Source organism: Mesorhizobium sp. M0437 (assembly GCF_040321335.1).
Classification (GTDB): domain Bacteria; phylum Pseudomonadota; class Alphaproteobacteria; order Rhizobiales; family Rhizobiaceae; genus Mesorhizobium.
The window spans coordinates 109,757-133,775 of record NZ_JAMYRK010000007.1 but is presented as its reverse complement, the minus strand read 5'-3'; the positions used below and the strand labels follow the sequence as shown (position 1 = coordinate 133,775).

The following is a 24,019-nucleotide window of genomic DNA, read 5'->3' as shown; positions in this document are numbered from 1 at the left end:
TCCCAGGTGGGAAAAGCTTTTCTCTTATGGCCCGGCGGGGTGCTGATTGATGATGTCAGCGGGTGCTGGGCGATTTGGGAAAAGGTTTTCTCAGAGGAGAGATTAGGGGAAGGTGGATGGGAAGGCAAGGGCATAACTTGGTTACGGGCGTGGCCGATTTCAGGCTCAGCGCTGTCATCGACCACCGTTCTGCGCCATGGGCACAAACGTTAGAACGCCAGACGATTCTTTGCGCGCGCTCCGCATAAACTGCGAAATGGAAAATCGTAGCTAGGTAGAGAAGAATCTTGATAACTAGAGGAAGAATTAACGTAATGGTTGAATCGACCGAACCTGGAATCAGCATACCTTGACCACCCCAGACATAAATTTTCGCAACATCCGAAAACATCGGAGCTCCCAGAACGATGGGTTTGAGGAACTTACCCGCCAATTGGTGCTCGCAGACCCTCCGGAGAATTATGAAGCGATCGAAAGTCGCGGGCCTGGAGCTGACGGCGGGGTTGAGATACTGGTCAAATTTCCCGATGGTCGTGTTTGGGGCTGGCAAAGCAAATATTTCCCTGATTCATTTGCGGCGTCTGAGGTTGCTCAGCTCAAGAAATCGTTCAGCTCAGCGCTAGCGAATTTTCCCAAGCTGGAACGTTACTATGTCGCCGTTCCCAGGAATTTCTCAGGGCATGCTGAAGGGAACAACGACACTCAGACGAAAAATTGGAACGGCTTCAAAGAGTGGTGCGGCAATGAAGCTGCCAAGCTCGGCCGGTCGGTTTCAATTGAGCTTTGGGATGAAAGCTATTTCGTCGCTAGGTTGCAGCGCAATGATGCAATCTACGCTGGTATGCGGCTTTATTGGTTTGACGAAAAAGCTCTGGACCTTGAGTGGTTTCAAAATCAGTTGGCTAGGTCATTTGCCTATATCGGAAAGCGCTATCGCCCTAATGATCACGTGGAGGTCAGAATAGGCAATACGATCCGCGTATTGCGCCGAGACAGTAGCTTCGAACATCGCTTTTTGCGTCTTTCGCAAAACGTGACTGGCGCGATAGCCACCCTTCAATCGCTCGCAAATATGGATGGTGAAATCGGTCCCCTGAAAGAGCATTGCGCGAGCCTAACGAAATTTCTTGAGGAAAGTAGCGGCTCTTTGACGGGTTGCGATCACGGAGATCTATACGCACGTCTGTTGTCGGAGACTTTGCGCAAAATTTCTGCAACTAGACGTGAAAATCCGTCTTATCGAGCCCTGATTGACGCCCAATACGAGCAACATGAAGAAACCCATCCGGAAACAGGCGAGACGAAATCCTCATATGTGTTCTCTGACGGGGTCCGAGACAAAATAAGAGATCTCGCCACGAAGATCGGAGAGGCATCATCAGAGTTGTCGTCACGGGAAATTGAACTGCTGCGACAACCCATACTACTGGTGGACGGAGAAGCAGGAATAGGCAAATCCCACCTACTCGCCAGCGAAGTCGAAACCCACGTAAAAAGCGGCAATCCTGCGCTATTCGTTCCCGCAAGGGTTCTGGACCATGGCGACAGACCGGAACAGGATTTGTTGCGCTACCTGGATATCGGTGATCTCCGATTCGAGACTTTCTTAGCCGCGCTCCATAGCGCTGCACTCGCGGACGGCAATCCAGTTCTCTTTGTGATCGATGGTTTAAATGAAAGCTTGTTTGCTAGGGGGTGGGAATCCGGACTGCCAAGCCTCATCGCGCAAATCAAGAAATTCAGCCGCATTGCGCTTTGCGTCACCATTCGCTCTTCTTACCGAGAACTTTGTATCCGCCCGGGGCTGGATTTAAACCAGATTTCGCATCGTGGATTTAGAGGGCAACTTGGAGAGGCAGCAAAAGAATATCTCGACCGAAACGGAATCGAACGCCCTTCGGCACCAATTTTTGGCTTGAACGAAATCCTCTACAATCCCCTATTTCTTTCGACTGCTGTGGATTTCATGAAAGCTAAGGGCCTAGTCTCGTTTCCACGCGGCTTGGACTCTATCGCTACGCTGATATCATTCTGGCTCGGCGCGGTTGAGCAAAACTTGATCACACGAGGTTTTGATCGTATTTCACTGAACGATAGGACGATTCCAAAGATAATGAAGAAGCTTGCGTCGGAGATGGCGATAAGCGGAAGCGAATACGTTTCTTATGAGATAGCCTACAAGATTTGCGAAGACGCAGTTAATCTGGCTCTGCCGACAAAAGACAGCGATCGGCTTTTGCCGCGCTTAATAGATGAGGGCTTGTTGCTTGACTTTCCGTCTGGCGATTCTGAGACGGGAAAGCGCGTATCATTTGCATTTCAGAAATTCAGTGATTACTTCGTCGCCGATGCGATAATTCGCGATTGCAAAGACCTTGAAACCCTCGCTAAAGAGCTGAGGGGCGATGGAAAATACGGATATCTTTTTTCAGAAGAGCGGTACCATCAATTCGCGGGACCACGAATTGCACTCCTTGCTCTGACTCCGACTAGGCTTAAGCGAGAACTTCCGCTGATAGAAGATAATTTCTTTGAACACGTGAAAATATCAGTGGACGAATTTGTGTCATCAATGTCGTGGAGACACGGTCCAGACATCTCAGATGAAACGGTAAACTTGCTTGAACGGCAAAGACAAAAGAGGGGGAAAAAAGATTCGTTGATTGGCGACTCTGAATGGTTCGACTTACTTCTTGCGATGGCCCCACTATCAGATTGCCCCCTCAACGCGTCTTATTTGAAGAAAGAACTGGCATCGTTACCACTCGGTGAACGTGATGCGAAATGGTCAGTCTATCTTGTCGGAAGAACCGAGGCACATGACGATGACTGGCCCGCTGTACAACAACTGATCGACTGGGCCTGGGTTGCGCCAAGGTCCGAAATTGAAGCAGAAAAGATCCATCAGGTAGCAACAGCACTAGCCTTGATGACCTCCACCATGGACAGAGAGTTGCGGGATTGCGCGACCAAGGCTCTGGCCAGCCTACTCGTTAAGTTTCCCGAAGAAATTCCGATATTGATAGACGAGTTTGCCGAGTGGGATGATTCGTACGTCCGAGAGCGCATCTTGGCCTCCGCTTCGGCCGGCGCGCTATACTGCGTTGACAAAGATATTTTGAAAGCTGCCGCACTCGCGGCCGATCGCATGGTCTTCGATAAACACCCGGTGGAGCGGCATGCGTGGACAAGACGCTACGCTCAGATCATCGTTAATCATGCCGCATTTAACAACGTCGGGATTAGCAAAGAACTCATAGCCAGGTCTGCTCCACCTTATTCGTCTGACTTGATATCGGACTGGCCGACTCTGGAGCAGATCGCAACGCATCATAAAAGCACCGGATCCATCTTCAGTTCGGTCGTCGGCTACATCAGCACGCCTTTTGATGGAAAGGCGCCCATGATGGCAGGAGACTTCGGTCGCTATACCATGGGCGGAATCGACAACAGTTTTTCGCTGGCTGTTCGGGGAGGTCAACCTCCACTAACTCGCAAAGAGGAGATAGGCCTCTTTTGGGACAAGGTTGCTGCACTCGGTCTAAATGCTCAAGACGCCCATGGCGAACTCACCCGACTATCTGAGCTGCAGGAAAAGAGCAGGCTCTTTGATCTTATGGAATCTGTCGGTCGACATGACAGTTCATTGAAAAGCGACAACGCCAATCAAGAAATTGGTGGGAAGGTGGTCGAAGAGCGTTATGCGGAAACCGAGAATTCGCTTTTGGGGTTGTTGCCCGATGAATTGAAAGAAGAATACCAGCGCCTTCAACCGCTAAACAGATTCCGAGAAAACGGAATCCCGATGTTTCCGCTTTCGAAGGGTCAATGCTGGGTTTTCAATCGGACGCTGGAACTTGGATGGCAACAATCCTTGCACGAGGAAATCGAAAAAAACCAGCTGAGATATTCCCATGGCAGGCATGACCACCAGGTGGAGAGAATTGGAAAAAAATACCAGCACATCGCGTTCGCCGAGCTAATCGGCTATCTGGCTGACCATCATTGGTACGTGGATTGGGGAAAGATACCGAGCGTTCTGATCCAGCTTGAAGATTTCGAACGTGCCGATATCGATGCGACGTATTTAAGCGGTTCATTCAGCAAGCCAGCTGGGACGTATATGCCGGCAGCAATACGCGTACCGGAAATGGCCTTTGTCCCTAGCAGCCCCAAAAGTAACATGGCCTGGACGAAAACTTTGGACGATATTCCGGTCCCAACACCGTTTCTCATCCAACCAGATATGGACGGGCACCAATGGTGTTTACATCGTAGCTTTTGCAGAAGTTCCGACTACATGAGAGGTTTTGAGTCGAGCGATCCATTTAGAAGCGCCCAATATGGAATAGAACTCATTCTCGTCAATCGCGAGGACTTGGGCAAATTGGGAAGCCTGACGACCGAAATAATAAATCAAAACAGCCACGATGTGTTCGAGAACGGCTGGTCTTCGCCCTCCCTCTTCGGCCAGCGGAGCTTTAGGCACCAAGCCTCGACCCCAACTTTTTCCCTGTCATGCGACGCAGCCAATTTCAAATTTGGGCGAATTGCCGAGAGTTTTTCACCTAAATATAGTGAGTTTGATCGAAGTGGCGTTACAGAAGAGACAGGATTCTCGACGCCTCATCCCGCATTGTTGGCAGAGTTGAAGCTCCGCCCCAAGGATGGATGGTCGAATTTCTTTGTGACATCTGATGGCGATCCCGCATTTTCTGACAGTCCCGAATTCTTAGCTGGCATCACAATTGTTCGACGCGACCTCATCGAGGAATTCGCAAACAACAACAATTTGACAATTGTTTGGAGGGTCTGGGTCGAAAAGGACGGCGGTCAGGGAACCAACCATTTCAGCGAACGCCACGATCAGTTTGCACGTAACGATTTTATTGGTTTCTTCTTCCAGGAGAGCGGAAAGTGGCAAGGAAAATTGATACCATTTCGAACCTAGTCAATTGGCAGCCAAGTCTGCTGGGTCAAAAGCTGCCATCGTAGGACGGTTTCACATAAACGCGACCGCCTCACCGCAGCCTTTACCTCAGCCTCCCCTCCACAGTAGCACCAGCCCTCGTCTCCACACCTTCCTCCCGCTTCAGTTCGTGCTTGATCTCCGCCGTCTCCTGAAAATCGAGCGCGCGATATTTCGACACCGCCGCTGTCGGAGCGGCACTGTTTCAGCTATTGGCGACGATCGACCACATTGCATCAGGTCGACGCAGATCGCCGCTTGTTGCTGACATCGACTAAAAACGACAGAGCACCGCCATTTTTCACAGCGCATGTCGCACAAAGCCTTCGCCATCCGTCCTCTGACAGAAGGAACCCGCCATGAGAAAACTGATCGTCACCGAATTCATCAGCGTCGATGGGATCGCCGAGGTCGAGAAGCTGGCGAGCGTGACCTGGAACGATGAAATGCAAAAGTTCAAGGACGACGAGCTTGCCGACAGCGCCGCCATGCTTTTGGGGCGCATGACCTATCAGATCTTTGCCGGCCCAAGGAGACCGGAGACTTCGCCGACTGCTTCAACGCGCTGCTGAAATATATCGCCCCGACGAGCTTGACGCCGCGCGGATCCCTCCCGCCATCGATGCGATCGAGTTCGCAGCCACCTGGCGGAAGGTTCTGATCCGCCCTTTCTTGCTGCGGCGGTGGAAGACGTCTTGATCCAGCCACAAGCCCAAATTGCTGGATTTGGCAGCCCAGGAAGGATAAGGTTGGTTTTTGGTTCAGCGATGGAACAGAGACTAGCCGCAATTCTGGCTGCCGATATGGCGGGCTACAGTCGGCTAATGGAGGCCGACGAATCCGGCACGCTCGCACGCCTTCGGACCCATCGCATAGAACTGGTCGATCCCGCCATCGCGAAGAACAAGGGCCGGATCATCAAGACCACCGGAGACGGCATGCTCGTTGAGTTCCAGAGCGTGACCGATGCCGTGAAATGCGCCGTGGAAATCCAACAGCGTATGAAACGGCGCAATTCGGATGTGCCGCAAGAACGGCGCATCGAATTCAGGATCGGCATAAATCTCGGCGACATCATTTTCGACGATGAGGATATTTTCGGCGACGGCGTCAATATTGCCTCGCGCATCGAGCAACTCGCCGACGTCGGCGGTATCTGCGTGACCGCAGCGGTGGCGACCCAAATTGCCGACCGTCTCGAAATTGCCATGGAGGACCTGGGCGAGAAGACGTTAAAGAACATCAGCCGCCCGGTTCGCCTCTATCGCGTTGGGTTTGACAGTCCTGCCCTGCCAGAAGTCGAGGCAAAGCGATCCATCTCGAAACCTTCGATAGTGGTGCTGCCATTCACCAACATGAGCGGCGACCCCGAGCAGGAATTTTTCGCGGACGGACTGACCGAGGACATCATCACCGAACTGTCCCGCCACCATGAGCTGTTCGTCATCTCGCGCAATTCCAGCTTCGTCTACAAGAACCGCGCCGTGAACGTGCGCGAGGTGGCCGAGAACCTCACCGTCCAATACCTGGTGGAGGGAAGCGTCCGCAAGATCGGCGACAGGGTGCGCGTGACGGTTCAGCTCATCGACACGGCGAACGACGCTCATATTTGGGCAGACAAATATGACCGGAAGCTGGACGACATATTCGCGATTCAGGATGAGGTGACCGCGGCGATCGCAGCCACGCTGCCCGGTCGTGTCGAGGCGGCTCAGCGGGACCAGCTCGCGCGGGCGAAACCTGCAAACATGGCCGCGTATGAATGTGTGCTTGCTGCCAAGGTGCTGCACCACCGAAGCACGATTGCGGATAATGAACGCGCGCAAACCTTGATAGAAAGGGCCGTCACGCTCGACCCCGATTATGCCCATGCCCATGCCTGGCGGGCCTGCATTCTTGGCCAAGCCTGGGTCCATAACTGGTGCGAAGACAGGGATGCCATCTGGAACAACATTATGACGGCGCTGGACAGGGCGCTGGCGCTGGACAACAACGATGCCGATGTCCACCGCATCCTCGCGGCAGTGAACGTGAACAACAATGAGCTGACCACTGCGCGCTACCATCAAGAGCGGGCGCTGGCCCTCAATCCCAATTACGACCTCGTGGTGGTGCAGCAAGGCGAGTTATTGACGTGGCTCGGGAGGCCGGAAGAGGGAATTGAATGGATCCGCAAGGCAATGCAGTTGAACCCGCACCACCCGGAGAGGTTCTGGAGCCATCTGGGAAAGGCGCATTTCGCCGCGCGCCAGTATGGCGAGGCGATCGAAGCTTTCATGCATCTGTCAACCATGGACTCGGCTCAGCACGCTTTCGCCGCTGCCTGCTACGGCTGGCTCGGCGACGAAATCGCGGCCGCGGCGCATCTAGGCAAGATCAGAACGCTCGATCCCCAATTCGACCTCGATTCATTTATTGCCACCCTGCACTTTGCCCAGGAGTCTGATGTGCAGCACGTCCGCGAAGGACTGCTGAAAGCCGGTATTGCCCACCTGTAGGCAGCCGGTAGCTACGACCCAGATCCAATCGCGGACAGGTAAAAAAGACCGGCCCCCGATGCGGACCTTGTGGCATGACCGAACGACGGGCCGGTCGGAGAAGCTTTTCCCACGCTATCGGTCTTTGGAAGCGAACAGGGAAAACCCTCCCCCTGAAAAAGCGCTGCGCTAGTTGACGGCGCATGTCGCGTAAGGCCCGCCCTGCCAGAAAGGAACCCGCCATGAGAAAACTCATCATCACCGAATTCATCAGCGTCGATGGCATTGCCGAGGTCGAGAAGCTGCCGAGCGTGGCCTGGAACGATGAGATGCAGAAGTTCAAGGACGACGAGCTTGCCGATAGCGGCGCCATGCTGTTGGGGCGCACGACCTATGAGATCTTTGCCGGCTCGTGGCCCAAGGAGACCGGAGACTTCGCCGACCGCTTCAACGCGCTGCCGAAATATATCGCCTCGACCAGCTTGCAGGCGCTCGACTGGCAGCCGGCGGAGCTGCTGCAGGGCGCGTTGCCGGAAGCGGTCAGAGGGCTGAAGCAAGGCAGCGGCGGCAACATCTATGTGCATGGCAGCCTCAGCGTCGCGCAGGAATTGCTGCGCCACGGCCTGGCCGACCGCATCCGCCTGCTCAGCTACCCCGGTGCCGTCGGCCAGGGCAAGCTGCTGTTCCCGCCCGGCGCGCAATTGCCGCTCGAGCTGATCTCGGCCAGGCAATTCAGCAACGGCGTGGTGGCGCTGGAGTATGCGGCTGGGATGGCGTGATGAGCCAATCTCCCCCCTCGAGGGGGAGATGCCCGGCAGGGCAGAGGGGGGCGGTTCGACCGGGCTCGGCTCCTCTCTTGCGGCAGTGGGGTGGTTGGCGCATTACGCGAGACGACCCCCTCTGTCGCCTTCGGCGCTCCCCCTCAAGGGGGGAGATTGGCAGCGCCCCTACACCGTCCGCTGCCTGCCCTCGACCGCAGCGTCTTCCCGCGCCTTCAGCGCCTTCTCGATCTCGCGCTTCAGCTCGTCCTTGATCGCCACCGTCTCTGCCATCAGCGCCTCGACCTTCATGAAATCGAGCACCCGGTATTTCGAAACGGCCGGCCGGATCAGAATGTCGGGCCGGCTCTGGTTCAGCTTGCTGGCGATGATCGACTGCATCATCAGCTGCGTGGCGCCGAACATCAGGTCGACGGAGGTCGGGAATTTGCGGCCGGCCTCGGTCGGCGCGCCGACCACGTCGACGGCGATGATGATGTCGGCGTCGAGCTCGATCAGGTCGAACGGCACGGGATTGTAGATGCCGCCGTCGATCAGCAGCCTGCCGTCGCGCATCACCGGGCGGAACACCGCCGGGATCGCCGCCGAGGCGGCCAGCGCCGAATGCAGCTCGCCTTCGTCGAACACGGCGAGCTTGTGGCCATAAAAGTCCGTTGCCGTCACCTTCAGCGGTATCTTCAATTCGGCGAAGGTCTCGGGAATGGCGTCGGGCAGGAACGCCTTGAGGATGCGCTCGACATTGAACTGGCTGACCCGTAGGCCGGCCTGCATCGCCTCGGCAAAAGTGCCGGGCCGCGCCCGCCACATGCGCGTCGCCACTTCGGCGCGGCGGCCGAGGATCGAGCGCGTATAGTCGTGGATGTCCTTGCCGGTCATGCCCGAGGCCATGCCGGCGCCCATGATGGCGCCGATCGACGAGCCGGCTATTGCTGCCGGCCTTATGCCCAGCTCGTCCAGAGCCTCGATGACATGGATATGCGCCAGCCCACGCGCGCCGCCGCCGCCAAAGGCGATGCCGAAGCTAGGGCTCATCCCTTGTTGGCCGCGCCGAGCTTCGGCCCGACCACCATGACGGCCGGCTCGGCGGAGAGCAGCTTTTTCGCCACCGCTTTCACCTGGTCCAGCGTCACCGCGTTTATCAGGGCGGCGCGGCGCTGCATGTAGTCGATGCCGAGCTTGCCGAGCTGGATCTCGACCAGCGTTGAGGCGATCGCGCCGGAGGAATTCAGATTGTTTATGGCATAAGCGCCGATCATGTATTTCTTGGTCGCCGCCAGCTCGGCTTCGGTCGGCCCCTCCTCGGCCATGCGCTTGACCACGTCGCGCACCACGGCCAGCGTCTCGGCCGCCCTGTCGGCGCGGGTCGAGGTGGTGATGGACAGCGCCTCGGAATGCTGGTGGTCGACGAGGTCGGAGCTGACGCTGTAGGCCAGACCGCGCTTCTCGCGCACCTCGTCGAACAGCCGCGAGGTGAAGGTGCCGCCGCCGAGGATCTCGTTCATCAGCACCGCGGCGAAAAAATGCGGCGCATTCCGCTTCACGCCGGGATAGGCGAGTTGCAGCGAGGCCTGCGGCTGGTCGTAAACGACCTCGAGCTGCTGGCCGAGCTTCAGCTCGATGTCGGGAACGGGCGTCAGCGCCTGCTTTTCCGGCAGGCTGCCGAACACCAGGTCGAGCTTCTGCTTCAGCGTCTCGGCGTCGATGGCGCCGACCACCGCGACATGCAGGCCGTCGCGGGCGAAATTCGCCTTGTGGAAGGCGGCGAGATCGGCCGGCGTGATCGTCGCGATGCTTTGCCTGGTGCCCTGGTCGGGCCGCGCATAGGGATGCCTGCCGTAGATCGCTTCCAGCCATTTACGTTGGGCGAGCGTGTCGGGATCACGCTCGTTGGCGATGATGCCGGACAGGATCTGCGCGCGGATGCGGTCGATCGGCACCTGGTCGAAGCGCGGCTGGTTGACCGCCACGCGCAACAGGTCGAAGGCGCCGTCGCGCTGCTCGGCCAGCATGCGCATCGAGCCGTAGATGCCGTCGCGTTGCGCCTCGAAGCTCATCTCTGCACCGACGTCGTCGAGCTTGATCTGGAAGGCCTCGCTGTCGAGGTTGCCGGCACCTTCGTCGAACAGGCCGCTCATCAGATTGGCAAGCCCTTCCTTGCCGGGCGGGTCCTGCGTCGCGCCGCCATCGAAAACGAAGCGGATAGCGACGATCGGCACCGAATAATCCTCCACCAGCCAGGCGGTGATGCCCTTCGACGAGGTCACCTCCTGGATGTTCATGGCGGCGCGAGCGGAAAGCGCCGGCAGGAGGAGAAAGACGAGGGAGAGAATGAGGGTGGCCAGAAGAGGGCCGGCGCGCCAATTGCCAAGGTCGGCGCCGCCCCTCATCGCCCTGCCGGGCACTTCTCCCCGTATAGTGACGGGGAGAAGGGGCTGGCCGCTGTCCCGGCGCTCGCTCTGCAAACGCTGAAGATTAGCGAAACCGTCGATGACGGCGCCCCTCTCCCCGTCCGTATACGGGGAGAGGATGCCGGCAGGCAGGTGAGGGGCGGCGCCGACGCTCAAACTCATCATCAAATCAATTCCCAGCCTGGGTTTGCGGCAGAAGATAGCCGGTCGTTGCGTGGTCGAGATTGAGATAGCGGGCAGCGACTTCCTTGACCTGGTCGGCGGTGACCTTGCGGATGCGGTCCGGCCATTGCTGGACGTCCTGGACGTTACCGCCTGTGGCGAGCGTCGAGCCGTAGATGTTGGCCATGTCCTCCTGCTTGTCGCGGGCAAAGATCATCGAACGTACGAAACGGTCCTTGGATTTTTCCAGCTCGTCGCTGGTGACGCCGTCTTTCGCGATGCGGGCGATCTCGGCGTCGACCGCGGCCTCGATGTCGGCAAGCTTGGCATCGCCGCGCGGCGCGCCGTAGACGGTGAAATTGGTGTCGTCGAGCATGGTGCCCTGGAAGAAGGCGCCGGCCTCGGCGGCGATGCCTTGCCTGACGACAAGCTCCTGGTAGAGCCGGCTGCGGTTGCCGCCGCCGAGGATTTCGGACAGCACGTCGAGCGCTTCGGCTTCGCCGGGCTTTGCCGTGTGATAGGACGCGACCACCCATTGCGTGGTGAAGCTCGGCACGCTGACACGCCCGTCGGTCAGCGTCACCGTGCGCCTGGTGTTCTGCTCCGGCTCGACCGGGCGGATGCGCGGTGGCAGATCCGGGCCGCGCGCGATCTTGCCAAAGGTCTTTTCGGCCAGCGCCTTAACCGTTTCCGGCTCGACATCGCCGGCCACCACCAGCACGGCGTTATTGGGTGTATAATATTTGTTGTAGAAAGCCATCGCGTCGGTGCGGTTCAGCTTCTCCATCTCCTGCATCCAGCCGATGACCGGAATGCGGTAGGGCTGGTTCTGCCACAGCGTGGCGTCGATCTCCTCGTCGAGCACCGCCTGCGGATTGCTATCGATGCGGGAGCGGCGCTCCTCGAGGATGACGTCGCGCTCGGTCTTGATGACGTCGTCGTTGAGGATGAGATTGCGCATGCGGTCGGCCTCGAAGCCCATCATCTCACCGAGCGCCTGCGGCACCACCGTCTCGTGAAAGGCGGTGTAGTCGTATGAGGTGAAGGCGTTGTCCGAGCCGCCGATGGCGGCGACGGCACGGTCGAGCTCGCCCGCCGCATGGGTGCTGGTCGCCTTGAACATCAGATGCTCGAAGAAATGGGCAATGCCGGACTTGCCCGGCGGCTCGTCGGCGCTGCCGATCTTGTACCAGACCATATGGGTGACGATGGGGGCGCGGTGATCGGGGACGACGACGACCTCCATGCCGTTGTCGAGCAGGAAATCGGTCACCACGCCATCGTCAGGATTGTTATCCGCCAGAGCCGGCGCGGCCATCACCAGAGCCAGTCCCAAGAGCGTTCCGCGCAGCCATTCAGCCTGAAATGTCATAGATGGCTCCGGTTTGTGGTGGGACGATAGGCGGGGTTGCTGGTCGAGGCAAAGCGAATTGTTCGTCATTTTGAAGGCGCCACCGTGGAAGCCGAACTCAGGCGGCCTCGATGAACCGGATGACCGTCTCGCCATAGTTGCGCTCGTCGACAACCGAAAAGCCCGGCCCTGCCTCGAACGGCGCCGCCGCCGCTTCCTCGACGACGCAGAGCGCGCCAGGGGCGAGCCAACCACCGGCCTTGGCCGAGCGCAACGCACGTTCGCCAAGGCCTTTGCCATAGGGCGGATCGGCGAAGACAAGGCCGAATGCGGCGATGGTGCCTGCCTCGCCCAAGCCCGTCGCGTCGCGGCGGAATATCTTGGTGCGGCCGGTGAGGCCGAAGGCCTCGACATTGGTGCGGATCAGGCCGCGCCCTTCGGCGGATTCTTCGATGAAGACAGCGTAGGAGGCGCCGCGCGAAAGCGCTTCGAGGCCGAGCGCGCCGGTGCCGGCGAACAGGTCGAGCACGCGCGCGCCGTCCAGTTTTTCAGGAAAGCGATGCGCCAGCACGTTGAAGACCGCCTCACGCGTGCGGTCGGTGGTCGGGCGGATGGCAAAGGTGCGGGGCGTCGCCAGCGGACGCCCGCGAAACTCACCGCCGACGATCCGCATTGCTTCCCTTCGGGCCGCCGCGCGGCCGGTCGCCACCGCCATCCGGGCGCTCGCCGCGCGGTTTGCCGAACGGCTTTGCACCGCCGCCTTGCGGCTTGCCGCCGGGCTTGCCGTAAGACGGCTTGAACGATGCCTTGCGCGCCTTGTTTTCCGCCGCCTTGGCGGCGTCTGCCTCCGCCCTGCCCTTGCCGATCGGCCGTGCGCCCGGCGCCATCCAGACATTGGCCTTGCGCTGGCCCGGCGGCTCGATCGGCCGCTGCTCGCGTTCGGATTTTTTCCCACCGAAGCCGCCACGAGGCTTGTCGCCGCGGGGTTTGTCCCCGAAGTCGCTGCGTTCAGGTCTGGGGCCACGCTCGCCAAAGCTCTTTTTTGGCCCAAAGCTCCTGTCAGGGCTTGTCGACAGCTTGCCGAGCGCTTCGTCGCGGCTGCCCTCGCGCCGCTTGCGGTTCTTGATCAGGCCGCCCTCGCCGATCGGCCGGCGTTCGCCGTCGCGGGTGAATTTCGGCCGCTCGGGCTCCTCTTCGCGCTCACGCCTGACCGGCTTGTTGGAAAACGGCTTGGCGATATCGGCATCGAAATTGGCGCCGGACTCTTCGACCAGGCGCTCGCCGAGCTGGTCGCGCAGCACGCGGCCCTTGATCTCCAGCACATGGCCTTCCGGCAAATCGTCGAGCTGGAACGGCCCGTAGGAAATGCGGATCAGCCGCGTCACGTCGAGACCGAGCGCGCCCAGGATGTTCCTGACCTCGCGGTTCTTGCCTTCGCGCAGGCCGAGTGTCAGCCAGGCGTTCGAACCCTGCTCGCGGTCGAGCGTCGCCTCGATGGCGCCATAAAAGACACCGTCGACGGCAATGCCTTCGCGCAGCCCTGCAAGCGCGCTTTCCTCGACCTTGCCGTGAACGCGCACGCGGTAGCGTCGCAACCAGCCGGTCGCCGGCAGTTCGAGCACGCGCGACAGGCCGCCATCATTGGTGAGCAGCAGCAGGCCTTCGGTGTTGATGTCGAGCCGGCCGATGGTCATCAGCCGCGGCAGCCCGGGCGGCAGCACATCGAAGACGGTCTTGCGGCCTTCGGGATCGCGGTTTGTCGTGACCACGCCGGCCGGCTTGTGGAACAGGAACAGCCTGGTGCGCTCGATCGGCGGGATCTCCATGCCGTCGAGATGGATGATGTCGCCGGGCATGACGTTGAAGGCCGGCGAGGACAACACCTTGCCATTGACCTTGACGCGGCCGGCCGCAATCAGTTCCTCGGCGTCGCGGCGCGAGGCCAGGCCGGCACGCGCCAGCCGCTTGGCAATGCGTTCGCCGGCTTCTTCCGTTGCCTCGACGCGACGCGGGCGCGGCTTGAAGCCGCCTTCCGATGCCGCCTGTGCCCTTTGTGCCCCTTGCGGTCGATCGCCAAAATCACGCTTGGGACGGTCGAAACGCCTCTCGCCGCGCTCGCTTTCGGCAGCTGCTGGCCGGTCGCCGCGCGGTGCGTAAGGCTTGCGCGGACCTTCGCGCTTTTCATAAGGCGTGCCCTCCGGACGCGGCCCTTTGCTGAACGGCCTGTCGCCGCCTTTGAAGTCGCGCTTCGGCCGCTCGCCTTCGGCAGCTGCCGGCCGGTCGCCGCGCGGCGCATAAGGCTTGCGTGGACCCTCGCGCTGTTCATAAGGCTTGCCTTCTGGACGCGGCCCTTTGCTGAACGGCCTGTCGCCGCCTTTGAAGTCGCGCTTCGGCCGTTCGCCTTCGGCCGCCGCCGGCCGGTCGCCGCGCGGAGCGTAAGGTTTTTTGGCGCCGAAGGGCAGCTTGCCGCCCTTGCCGGGAGCGCCATCGCGACCACGCGGCCCCGCCGGCTTCGGGCCGGCCTTGCGCGGGAATTTCTTGTTTTTGTCGTCCATGTGGCCTTTGCTCGTTTGCGCGGGTAGTAACAGGATCGCGCTCTAGTGGCGAGGAGATAATCGGAATGGAAACCGCGTGAAGCGGCGGGATTTCATGGCGCTGGCGCTTAAAGAAGCCGAAGCCGCCGCCCTGCGTGGCGAGGTGCCGGTTGGCGCGGTCGTCGTCGGCGGCGATACGGTCGTTGCGAGTGCCGGCAACCGCACCCGCGAGTTCGTCGATCCCACCGCCCATGCCGAGATGCTGGCGATCCGCGAGGCCTGCCGCAAGCTTTCCAGCGAGCGGCTCAGCGGCCACGATCTCTATGTGACGCTGGAGCCGTGCGCCATGTGCGCCGGCGCCATCTCCTTCGCCAGGCTGCGCCGGCTCTATTTCGGTGCTGCCGACGAGAAGGGCGGCGCAGTGGTCAACGGCGTTCGCTTCTTCACGTCACCGACCTGCCACCATGTACCCGACATCTATCCGGGCATGGCCGAGAATGACGCAGCAGCACTGCTGAAAGACTTTTTTCGCGAGAGACGCGGACCGTGATTTTTCTGGTCGGGGCCGAAGATCCAAATCCAGCCAGGCAATCCACGCCAGAAAGTCTCTGGGGCCGTCAGTCTACCAGGGCAGCCAGTCGAACATGCCGCCGCTCTTGCTCTTGGCGGCCGCCTCCCTCTTGAGGCGGCGTTCCTTCTTGTACTCGTCCTCGCCGAGGTCACCCTGCGGCGCGGTGGCGGCGGCAGCGCGGTATTGCACCGGCGGCTCGCTCAGATATCTGCGGGTGGTCGGGTCGCCCTGTTTGCCTTCAGCCCGGCGGCGCATGATTTCCGCGGCGCGGCTCTTGTCCGAATCGGCCGGAGTCCAGGCTGGCGGGTGGCTCGAGCCCGACTGCTTCAGCGCGGCCTTGACCGACGCCGGATCCGTCTGCACGTCATCGATGACCTGCGCCTGGTAGGCCGGGTCGTCCTGATGCAGGGTGGCATCGGCGCGCAGGCGGGCACGGCGCTGCTCCGGCGATTCGGGCCATTCGGCACTCGCCGTCTCGATGCTTTCCTGCGGCGGCGGCAAGACTTCCTTCTGCCCCGGCCCTGGCTTCACCAGCGTGGGGCGCGGCTTGTAGTCGATACTATCCTTGCGCTTGGGTGCGAAGGAAAAAGCCCCGGTGAGGTCGCCGGCAAGCTGCGCGCCCGCGGTCTTGTCGGTCCCGTAAGTGGGCGAGCCCATGCAGCCGGACAAAGCGAGGCCCGATACGACAAGCGGCGCCAGCAGCGCAACGCGCGCGTAAGTTCTCTCGGTCATGCCAAAAAGTCCCACTGTAGACAGCCTCTCGATTGCCGCCGGCCAAAGAAAGGTCCGGTCCCCATCGCCTATGCTCTTCCGACGGAATTCCGGCGACAATTTGTCGTCCGGAGTTTCGCGTGTTTACCTCAACCACTCGTTAAGGGCAACGCGCGGGGGCCGATCGGCCGCCCGCCGTGGCATTTGTGCACCGCCTTAAAGACGGCTCAAAGCCTTCAGCTCATGCAGAACAGCGGCGTCACGGGCCGAAACATCCGGGAATTCCGGATCTGAGCCGACATCGGCGGTGTAGCGCCAGGAGCGCGCGCACTTCACCAGGCCACGGTCCTCCGCCTTCTCGATGACCACGGCGACGCCCTTGACGTCGTCGAGGGTAAAGCTGCCCGCCGGCGCTTTGCCGTGCATGATAACCAGATCGCTGGTGATCGCCATCTCGGCCATGTCGACATCGGCGATCGCCGCTTCGAGCACGGCATCGTCGAGGGTGACGACCGGCACCGCTTCCAGCGAAGAGCCGATGACCTTCTGCGCACGGGCGATTTCCAGCGCGCCGGTGACGACACGGCGGACCTGCCGCACCTTACGCCACTTCTCCGCCAGCGCCTCGTTCCTCCAGTCCGCCGGGATTTCCGGGAACTGGTCGAGATGCAGGGAGACCGCATCCGGATGACGGTCGAGCCAAGCCTCTTCCATGGTGAAGGGCAGCATCGGCGCCAGCCATTTCACCAGGCAGTCGAAGAGATGGCGTACCACCTGCACGGAAGCCTTGCGCTTCACGCTGGAAGGCGCTTCGCAGTAAAGCGCATCCTTGCGGATGTCGAAATAGAAGGCCGACAGCTCTACCACCATGAAGTCGAGCAGCGCGCGGGTGATGCGCTTGAATTCGAACGCGTCGTAGCCCGAGCGTACGACCTCATCGAGTTCAGCGAGCCGGTGCAGCATCAGCCGCTCCAGTTCAGGCATCTTATCCAGCGGCACCTCCTCGCCATCGTCGTGGGCGAGCGTGCCCAGCATCCAGCGGATGGTGTTGCGCAGCTTGCGGTAGGCGTCGATATTGGTCTGCAGCACGTTCTTGCCGAGCCGCTGGTCTTCCCAATAATCGGTCGTCACCACCCACAGCCGCAAGATGTCGGCGCCGGACTGCCTGATGACGTCCTGCGGCACGACGGTGTTGCCGAGCGACTTCGACATTTTCCGCCCCTCCTCATCCATGGTGAAGCCATGGGTGACGACGGTGTCGTAGGGCGCCCTGCCCCTGGTGCCGCAGCTTTCGAGCAGCGAGGAGTGGAACCAGCCGCGATGCTGATCGGAGCCTTCGAGATAGACGTCGGCCGGCCATTTCAGGTCGGGCCGGTCCTCAAGCGTGAAGGCATGCGTCGAGCCTGAATCGAACCAGACATCGAGGATGTCCATGACCTGCTGCCATTTCGAGGCATCGTGATTGCCGAGGAACCGCTCCTTGGCGCCGGCGGCGAACCAGGCGTCGGCGCCTTCTTTCTCGAAGGCGTCCATGATGCGCCGGTTGACTGCCTCGTCGCGCAGCACATTGCCGTCGGCATCGGCAAAGACGGCGATCGGCACACCCCAGGCGCGCTGGCGCGACAGCACCCAGTCGGGGCGCTCCTCGATCATGGCGCGGATGCGGTTCTGGCCGGCGGCGGGCACGAAGCGGGTATCGTCGATGGCTTTCAGGGCGCGGCTGCGCAGCGTCGTGCCGTCGCCAAGTTCCTTGTCCATATAGACGAACCATTGCGGCGTGTTGCGGAAGATGATCGGCTTCTTCGAGCGCCAGGAATGCGGATAGGAGTGCTTCAGGCGGCCGCGCGCGAACAGCGCGTTGCGCTTGATCAGCTCGTCGATGACAGCCTGGTTGGCGTTGCCCTTCTTGCCATTGTCGTCGATGACGCGCGCCGCTCCACCCTCGCGGTCCGGGCCAAAGCCCGGCGCGTCCTTTGTGAAGAAGCCGGCATCGTCGACGGTGAAGGGGATCGCGGTGTCGATGCCACACTGGCGAAGATCAGAGGCAGCATCCATCCAGGCGTCGAAGTCTTCGCGGCCATGTCCCGGCGCGGTGTGGACGAAACCGGTGCCGGCATCGTCGGTGACGTGATCGCCGGCGAGCATCGGCACGGGAAAATCGTAACCGCCACCCAGAGCTTTGAGGGGATGGGCAAGCGTAAGGTTTTCAAGCTCTTCGGCGCCAACGCTGCGAAGCCGATTCAGAGTGACCTTGGCCTTCGCGGCAGCGTCGTCCGCAAGCTTCTCGGCAAAGATCAGCTTTTCGCCGGGCTGAGGACCAAAGGCGTTCTCGGCCGCCGTAACCTCGTAGAGACCATAGTTGATGCGCGGCGAGTAGTTGACGGCGCGGTTGCCGGGGATCGTCCACGGCGTCGTCGTCCAGATGACGACGTTGGCATCAAGCAGATCTAGCGACGTCTGCGTCAGCTTGGGGTCCAGGGCTGGCTGCCCATCCTCGATGTTGATGACCTGGCGAGCGAGGGTGACGACCGGAAACTTCGCCCAGATCGTGTCCGACTCATAGTCCTGGTATTCGACCTCCGCCTCGGCCAGCGCGGTGCGCTCGACCACACTCCACATCACCGGCTTGGAGCCGCGATAGAGCTGGCCGGACATGGCGAATTTCAGCAGTTCGCCGGCGATCCGCGCCTCGGCGTGGAAAGCCATCGTCGTATAGGGATTGTCGAAGTCGCCGACGACGCCGAGCCGCTGGAATTCGGAACCCTGCACCTTGATCCAGTGCGCCGCAAACTCACGGCATTCCTGCCGGAACTCGTTGACCGGCACCTCGTCCTTGTTCTTGCCCTTGGCGCGGTACTGCTCCTCGATCTTCCATTCGATCGGCAGGCCGTGGCAATCCCAGCCGGGTACATAGTTCGAGTCATAGCCGCGCATCTGGAACGAGCGGGTGATGACGTCCTTGAGGATCTTGTTCAGCGCGTGGCCGATATGGATGTTGCCATTGGCGTAGGGCGGGCCGTCGTGCAGCACGTATTTTTCGCGACCGACTGCGTCTTCGCGCAACTTGCGGTAAAGGTCCATGTCCTGCCAGCGCTTGACCAGCAGCGGTTCCTTTTCCGGCAACCCGGCGCGCATCGGGAAATCCGTCTGCGGCAGGTAGAGCGTTTTGGAATAATCGATCGTCTCGGCGGTCTCGGTATCAGTCATTCGTCTGCCATATGCGTTGCCGGCGGCAAAAGAGCCCGGGCGTTGAACTATCATGATCTGGAAAAGCGCGAGAGGCCGCGCGCAAGATTCCCGGCGGCTCCGGCGGCCGTCAGGCCGCCCGGAACACCGGGCCTGTAATTCGTATCGCAGTCGCGAGAAGGCGCGAAAAGCTCGTCATGGCTGGGCTTTTAACCGACACAGGCGATATTGAAAAGCCCGAACTCTCGGCGGTTTCCTGTCGGGGGCATCATGGTCGCTAGTTTGTTGTCGTGGTTTTCCTTGCACGATGTGCCACTTGCGCCTATGTCTAGGGGCAAGTGGCAGCGGAGCCAGCCCATGTCTAGTCTGCATATCAAGGTTCGCCCAGAAGCCGACACCGCGATCCCCGATACCGCGACAGAACGGTTTCTTGTTCATGTCACCAGGGTCGAAGGGCTCCGTCAACGGGGCTTCAGTAGTGATGAAATCTACAAGATCGTTGGCCCGCGACGGACCTTGGCGCGTCGTAAAGAGCGAAACGAGACTCTGACGATCGCCGAATCCGACCGCGTCCAGCGACTTGAGCGGGTTTCAGCGATGGCGGACCGGGTTTTCGGCAGTCATGAAAAGGCGCAGCGTTGGTTACGCAAGCGCAGCAGAGTGCTCAACGAGATACCGATCAACCTCTTGCAGTCCGAGACGGGTGCCGTCCTGGTGGAAGAAGAGCTCCATCGCATCGATTACGGCATTTTCGCCTAACATATGCGGTTGTGGCGCATTTCCAGCTACGCCGATCTCTCCGGCGCTGGTGGCATGGTCAGCGCCGGCCGTTGGCACGTGATGGGGACGCCGATCGTCTACTGCGCCGATCATCCAGCTACAGCGCTTCTCGAAATTCTGGTGCATGTGGACGCGGAAGACCTGCCCCAGACCTATCAGCTTCTGGAAATCGAAGTGCCGGACAGCGTTACCGTTGCATCTCCGGAATTATCTGATGACTGGAAGGACGATACGGCCACGACGCAGCGGCTCGGCACGGACTTTATCGCCACAGCCAAGCACGCGGTTATGGAAGTCCCTTGTGTGATCGTCCCGTTTACAAGGAACTTTCTCTTCAACCCAGATTTGCTGACGCGCGACGGCATCCACATCGTTGAGGTCACAACGCATCCCATCGATACGCGATTGCTGGGGTAGACATCACATCGAGAAATCGAAGCGATAGGTCGTCGACACGCCGATCATGAACTGATCCCTAGAGCCGCGCTCCTTGACCAGGCTGGAATCGGCGGCCGGGCCCATCAGGCGGGAATATTCGCCGAACAGACTGGCCGTCATCGGCTCGGTCACCTTCCAGGTCACCGCGCCGCCCAGGCCCGCCGACTTCACCCCGCCACCGGGATGATATTCGCTGAGCCCCGAGGCCAGGGACTCCTCGGCATCAACGCCGTAATAGGCGTCGAAATAGTCCGATGAGGCGAACGAAACGCGTGGTCCGGCCGAAATCCTGACGTCGGGCGTCACATCGTAAAAGGCGTCGGCGGCGATGTCGGCGACAAAACCGTTATGGGCGCGAATGCCGTGCCGCAATTCGGCGCGGGCACGCAGCCAATTCAAAGGATAGAATTCGAAGAAGCCGCCAGCCTCGCCGCCCCAGCGCACCGGGTCGAGACCCTTCAATTCGTCGGCGTCACCACCGTCGCGGGAAAACAGGAACTTGCCCGTCAGGCCGGCGCGGACGCCGCCATCGTCGATCAATGCCAATGAAATATTGTCGTTGCGCGAGGTGAAGCGCGCCGCGGGACCAGCCTTGCCGAGCGAGATGATCGGCGAGGCACTGAGCAGGTACTTCTTGCCGCCCTCGAAATTCGGAGCAACCATGCCGGTGGCACCGACGGTCAGGTACCAGTCTCCGGACAGCCAGCCGAAGGTGCCCTCGCCGGCCTTGGCAACGCCGCAGGTGCCGAGCATGAATGCGGCCAAGATCGTCGGGACAGACCGCATCGTTACTCCATACGTCGAACGCATTGGCGGATACAACCAGCCTTGACTGAAGCCATGGCGCCAGTTCGGTAAAATTTGACTTAATATCCGCAACATTGGCCGCGTTGGCCGGCCTGTTCCGCGTTGCAGTCGATTGTTTGGCGCACCAAGATTCCAGATCAAGTGTTTGGAATACGATAGCAGTTGCCTCGGCAGGGGTTACAAACATTCGCGGACAAACATGCCTGCGCTGTGAAGAGCGCGGCGACCGGCACTCAACCCCGCATTCCAAACCGGCCAAGCGTGAATCATATGCGGCCAAATTTCGAGACCTACTTTAACGTCAGCCGCGCCAGCGGCTTCGGCGAGCCGAGTTGCGTCCGACAACAGCGTCTCGGCCGAACCGGCTTGTATCAGCATTGGGGGAAATCCGCTCAGATCGGCGAACAAAGGCGAGATCAGCGGATCGCGCCGACCAACGCCATTGGGAACATAGGCCGTTGCCAGTTCCTCCAAATACGCCCGGTGGATGATAGGGTCGATTGCGTCCTTGGTTGATAATGTCGCGCCGGACATCGAAAGGTCCGTCCAGGGCGAAACCAGCCAAAGACATCGCGGCAACGGCTCGCCTGCCGTGCGCAATATACTGACCAGGCACAGAGTGAGGTTGCCGCCCGCACTGTCTCCGCCAACCACGATGCGATCCGACGCGATGCCTTGCCGGCTCAGAAAGCGCCATGCGGTGAGTGCGTCTTCATGTTGCGCAGGGAAAGGATGTTCCGGTGCGCGGCGATAGTCGATCGCAAGGGTGCGCATTCCCATTGCCCGACCTGCCTCGGTAACCATTCGACGATGACTTTTAAGGGAGCCGGAGCAGTAGCCACCACCGTGGAAAAAGAGCAGAACCTTATCCCTGTCACTCCCAGGCGCCAGAGACCACTCTCCCTCAAGGCCATCGAAAACCACGCGCTCGCATCGGATGTCCTCCGCGACCGGCCAGACCGAACCGACTTCGTCGAGCCGCGCCCGGCGTTCGTCCCAGCGGACCGTTCGTGGTTTTGACGTCAACAGCCTGCGGACGGCGTTGATCTCTGTCAGATCGAGGTGTTCGTCCACATCGCCCATTTGCTCCCCCAGTCTTGCCAAGCGCCGAGAAAGGCGAACAGCCAAACGTCATCGACAAGATAACGATTGCCCGCTTGCAAATACAGCGACGAACCAGCGCCACGATCATCTTGCGATCAGCCCGATCAGCATCAGCGAGAAATCGCCCGACGTCCGTGCCATATTTGGCGGTGCGCTGCCGTGTCAGCCAATTTTCGATTTGCTCGACGGTGCAAGGTTCAAAAGAGGGGGAATTCCGATGCCGGACAATTCGTATGCCGGAACCACTGCCGAGCGGCTTGTCAATCCGCACAGCGTAGGACGATTGGGGCTGATCGTGATGGCGCTGTTCCCCACCCTGTGGGGTTTTCTCGGTCTGTTGAACGATGCAACCGACTTCAAAGACACTCTGGTGAATGCCGTGAAGCCGACGATCGAAATGACCAACACCTACGGCAACCCATGGCAGCAATGGCGTGCCATCACCATGCCATGGGCTGCCCCTGTGGCACTCGTCGGCATCATGGCCGTCGAGATCCTGGCGGGGATATTCGGACTGATCGGGGTTGTGCTTATGCTGCGCAAGGTGGTTGGCAGCAGCGCCGATTTCGCTCATGGCAAGGCATGGATGATGTTGGGCTGCCTGTGCGCAATCCTGGTGTGGGGCATCGGCTTCACGGTGATCGCCGGCGACTATTTCCTGTCATGGGAAGCCAAGACCATGCCGCTCTCGAACCAGCTCGGCGGAACAATCTACTTCTTGCCCAACGCGCTCGGGCTAATCCTCGCGACGCTGCATCGCGAGGGCGGCGATTACTGAGACCTCGACGCAAGGTTGTGACATGCGGATGCTGATGCGACCGGCGTTGCGCGGCGTTTGGAGGTTTGGCTCTGTATCATAGCTCGACGTTGCGGCCGCTTTACGGACAGGAGCTATTCTCCAACTAAACCTCGGCGTGACCACGGTTTGGCCTGAGGGCGCAAGCCCACGTTTCACGGAAATGAACTCGCAGCGGCTGCTCTTGCCAAAAGCAGACGTCTCGCAGGCGTACCGCCCGAGCATGGGTGTGACCCTCACAGCCTGCTCGCTTTACGAGAAGGCCTATCGGCGTTACCTTCAAAGCCGACAAAAAGGCCAAGTAGCCTTGAGGGAGAGGGCGATGACACTGCACGGCGATGCCTTGAAAGATGCGATCAGCCAGACGCGGGCGAAATGGGGATGGTTCGTCGCGCTCGGGGTGCTGCTGCTTGTCTTCGGCGGCATTGCCTTCGGCAATCTGTTCATCGCAACCGTCGCCTCGGTCTTTGTCGTGGGCTGGCTGATGCTGATGGCCGGCATTGTCGAAATCATCCATGCCTTCGGCGTGAAGACATGGGGCCGCTTCTTCTATTGGCTGCTCAGCGGCCTCCTCTACGCCGTCGCCGGCTTCTTCGCCTTCGACAATCCGGTCCTCGCCTCGACGGTGCTGACCTTCCTCCTGGCGGTCGCGCTGCTTGCCTCAGGCGTGCTCAGGGCCTGGGTAGGCTACAGCCACCGGCCGCAGCCGGGCTGGGGCTGGGTGGTCGCGGCCGGCGTCATCAGCGCGCTGGCGGGACTGGTCATCGCCATGGGCTGGCCGGTCAACAGCGTGTGGGTGCTGGGCCTGTTCCTGGCCGTCGACCTGATCTTCCAGGGCTGGAGCTTCATCGCCCTTGGCTTGGCGCTGAAGAGATAAATTCTGGTTGAGCATGATCTTAATCGGAAAACCGGTTCCCATTTTTTGCTTCGCTGACCTTCGGTTCGG

The 24,019-nt window shown here is 60.3% G+C and carries 18 protein-coding genes; 9 read left to right on the top strand and 9 right to left on the bottom strand.

Going from position 1 to position 24,019, the window contains the following annotated elements:
• Positions 1-349 precede the first annotated feature (349 nt).
• The 4 genes from NKI72_RS07300 to NKI72_RS07285 all read left to right on the top strand — a co-directional run bounded on the left by NKI72_RS07300 (position 350) and on the right by NKI72_RS07285 (position 8,225).
• Positions 350-4,951, top strand: coding sequence for an NACHT domain-containing protein (locus NKI72_RS07300; RefSeq protein WP_352850006.1), 4,602 nt, complete (start codon positions 350-352; stop codon positions 4,949-4,951).
• 377 nt (positions 4,952-5,328) lie between these two features.
• On the top strand, positions 5,329-5,541 hold the full coding sequence (locus NKI72_RS07295) for a dihydrofolate reductase family protein (protein WP_352831775.1): 213 nt from the start codon (positions 5,329-5,331) through the stop codon (positions 5,539-5,541).
• Positions 5,542-5,736: 195 nt separating this feature from the next.
• Positions 5,737-7,467, top strand: a complete 1,731-nt coding sequence (locus NKI72_RS07290; RefSeq protein ID WP_352850016.1) for an adenylate/guanylate cyclase domain-containing protein — start codon at positions 5,737-5,739, stop codon at positions 7,465-7,467.
• Between the two features lie 221 nt (positions 7,468-7,688).
• On the top strand, positions 7,689-8,225 hold the full coding sequence (locus NKI72_RS07285) for a dihydrofolate reductase family protein (protein WP_352831777.1): 537 nt from the start codon (positions 7,689-7,691) through the stop codon (positions 8,223-8,225).
• Positions 8,226-8,393: 168 nt separating this feature from the next.
• Here NKI72_RS07285 and NKI72_RS07280 read toward each other — a convergent pair whose 3' ends face one another.
• The 5 genes from NKI72_RS07280 to NKI72_RS07260 form a co-directional block, all read right to left on the bottom strand.
• Positions 8,394-9,257 carry a patatin-like phospholipase family protein gene (locus NKI72_RS07280; RefSeq protein WP_352770851.1) on the bottom strand — a complete coding sequence of 288 codons (864 nt, stop codon included), beginning with the start codon at positions 9,255-9,257 and terminating at the stop codon, positions 8,394-8,396.
• Positions 9,254-10,612, bottom strand: coding sequence for a M16 family metallopeptidase (locus NKI72_RS07275; protein WP_352831854.1), 1,359 nt, complete (start codon positions 10,610-10,612; stop codon positions 9,254-9,256). The genes NKI72_RS07280 and NKI72_RS07275 overlap by 4 nt, the downstream gene beginning before the upstream one ends.
• 190 nt (positions 10,613-10,802) lie before the next feature.
• Positions 10,803-12,167, bottom strand: coding sequence for a M16 family metallopeptidase (locus tag NKI72_RS07270; protein ID WP_352850005.1), 1,365 nt, complete (start codon positions 12,165-12,167; stop codon positions 10,803-10,805).
• Positions 12,168-12,264: 97 nt separating this feature from the next.
• The gene (gene rsmD / locus NKI72_RS07265) at positions 12,265-12,819 is read right to left on the bottom strand and encodes a 16S rRNA (guanine(966)-N(2))-methyltransferase RsmD (protein ID WP_352475003.1); all 555 of its coding nucleotides are present in this window, start codon (positions 12,817-12,819) and stop codon (positions 12,265-12,267) included.
• On the bottom strand, positions 12,800-14,701 hold the full coding sequence (locus NKI72_RS07260) for a pseudouridine synthase (protein ID WP_352831781.1): 1,902 nt from the start codon (positions 14,699-14,701) through the stop codon (positions 12,800-12,802). The genes rsmD and NKI72_RS07260 overlap by 20 nt, the downstream gene beginning before the upstream one ends.
• A 76-nt stretch (positions 14,702-14,777) precedes the next feature.
• Here NKI72_RS07260 and NKI72_RS07255 point away from each other — a divergent pair, with 76 nt between their 5' ends.
• Positions 14,778-15,230: a nucleoside deaminase gene (locus tag NKI72_RS07255; protein ID WP_352831783.1), complete on the top strand. Its 453-nt coding sequence runs from the start codon at positions 14,778-14,780 to the stop codon at positions 15,228-15,230.
• Positions 15,231-15,302: 72 nt separating this feature from the next.
• Here the strand turns inward: NKI72_RS07255 and NKI72_RS07250 are convergent, their stop codons facing one another.
• Together NKI72_RS07250 and ileS are read right to left on the bottom strand one after the other, a co-directional pair.
• Entirely contained in the window at positions 15,303-15,983 is a 681-nt protein-coding gene (locus tag NKI72_RS07250) for a hypothetical protein (protein ID WP_352458053.1), read from the bottom strand.
• Between the two features lie 195 nt (positions 15,984-16,178).
• On the bottom strand, positions 16,179-19,169 hold the full coding sequence (gene ileS / locus NKI72_RS07245) for an isoleucine--tRNA ligase (protein WP_352831785.1): 2,991 nt from the start codon (positions 19,167-19,169) through the stop codon (positions 16,179-16,181).
• 336 nt (positions 19,170-19,505) lie between these two features.
• On the opposite strand from ileS, the gene NKI72_RS07240 reads away from it, so the two are divergent.
• Complete coding sequence (locus tag NKI72_RS07240) at positions 19,506-19,907, top strand: Xre family toxin-antitoxin system antitoxin (RefSeq protein ID WP_352831787.1); 402 nt, start codon at positions 19,506-19,508, stop codon at positions 19,905-19,907.
• Positions 19,908-19,910: 3 nt separating this feature from the next.
• Positions 19,911-20,345, top strand: coding sequence for an RES family NAD+ phosphorylase (locus tag NKI72_RS07235; protein WP_352850004.1), 435 nt, complete (start codon positions 19,911-19,913; stop codon positions 20,343-20,345).
• Between the two features lie 3 nt (positions 20,346-20,348).
• Here the strand turns inward: NKI72_RS07235 and NKI72_RS07230 are convergent, their stop codons facing one another.
• Complete coding sequence (locus NKI72_RS07230; RefSeq protein WP_352831789.1) at positions 20,349-21,152, bottom strand: MipA/OmpV family protein; 804 nt, start codon at positions 21,150-21,152, stop codon at positions 20,349-20,351.
• Between the two features lie 198 nt (positions 21,153-21,350).
• On the bottom strand, positions 21,351-22,256 hold the full coding sequence (locus NKI72_RS07225) for an alpha/beta hydrolase (RefSeq protein WP_352831790.1): 906 nt from the start codon (positions 22,254-22,256) through the stop codon (positions 21,351-21,353).
• 238 nt (positions 22,257-22,494) lie between these two features.
• On the opposite strand from NKI72_RS07225, the gene NKI72_RS07220 reads away from it, so the two are divergent.
• Together NKI72_RS07220 and NKI72_RS07215 are read left to right on the top strand one after the other, a co-directional pair.
• The gene (locus NKI72_RS07220) at positions 22,495-23,055 is read left to right on the top strand and encodes a DUF2165 family protein (RefSeq protein WP_352831792.1); all 561 of its coding nucleotides are present in this window, start codon (positions 22,495-22,497) and stop codon (positions 23,053-23,055) included.
• A gap of 340 nt (positions 23,056-23,395) precedes the next feature.
• Positions 23,396-23,950 (top strand): HdeD family acid-resistance protein, encoded by a 555-nt coding sequence (locus tag NKI72_RS07215; RefSeq protein WP_352474525.1) that lies wholly within the window; start codon positions 23,396-23,398, stop codon positions 23,948-23,950.
• Positions 23,951-24,019: the final 69 nt, after the last annotated feature.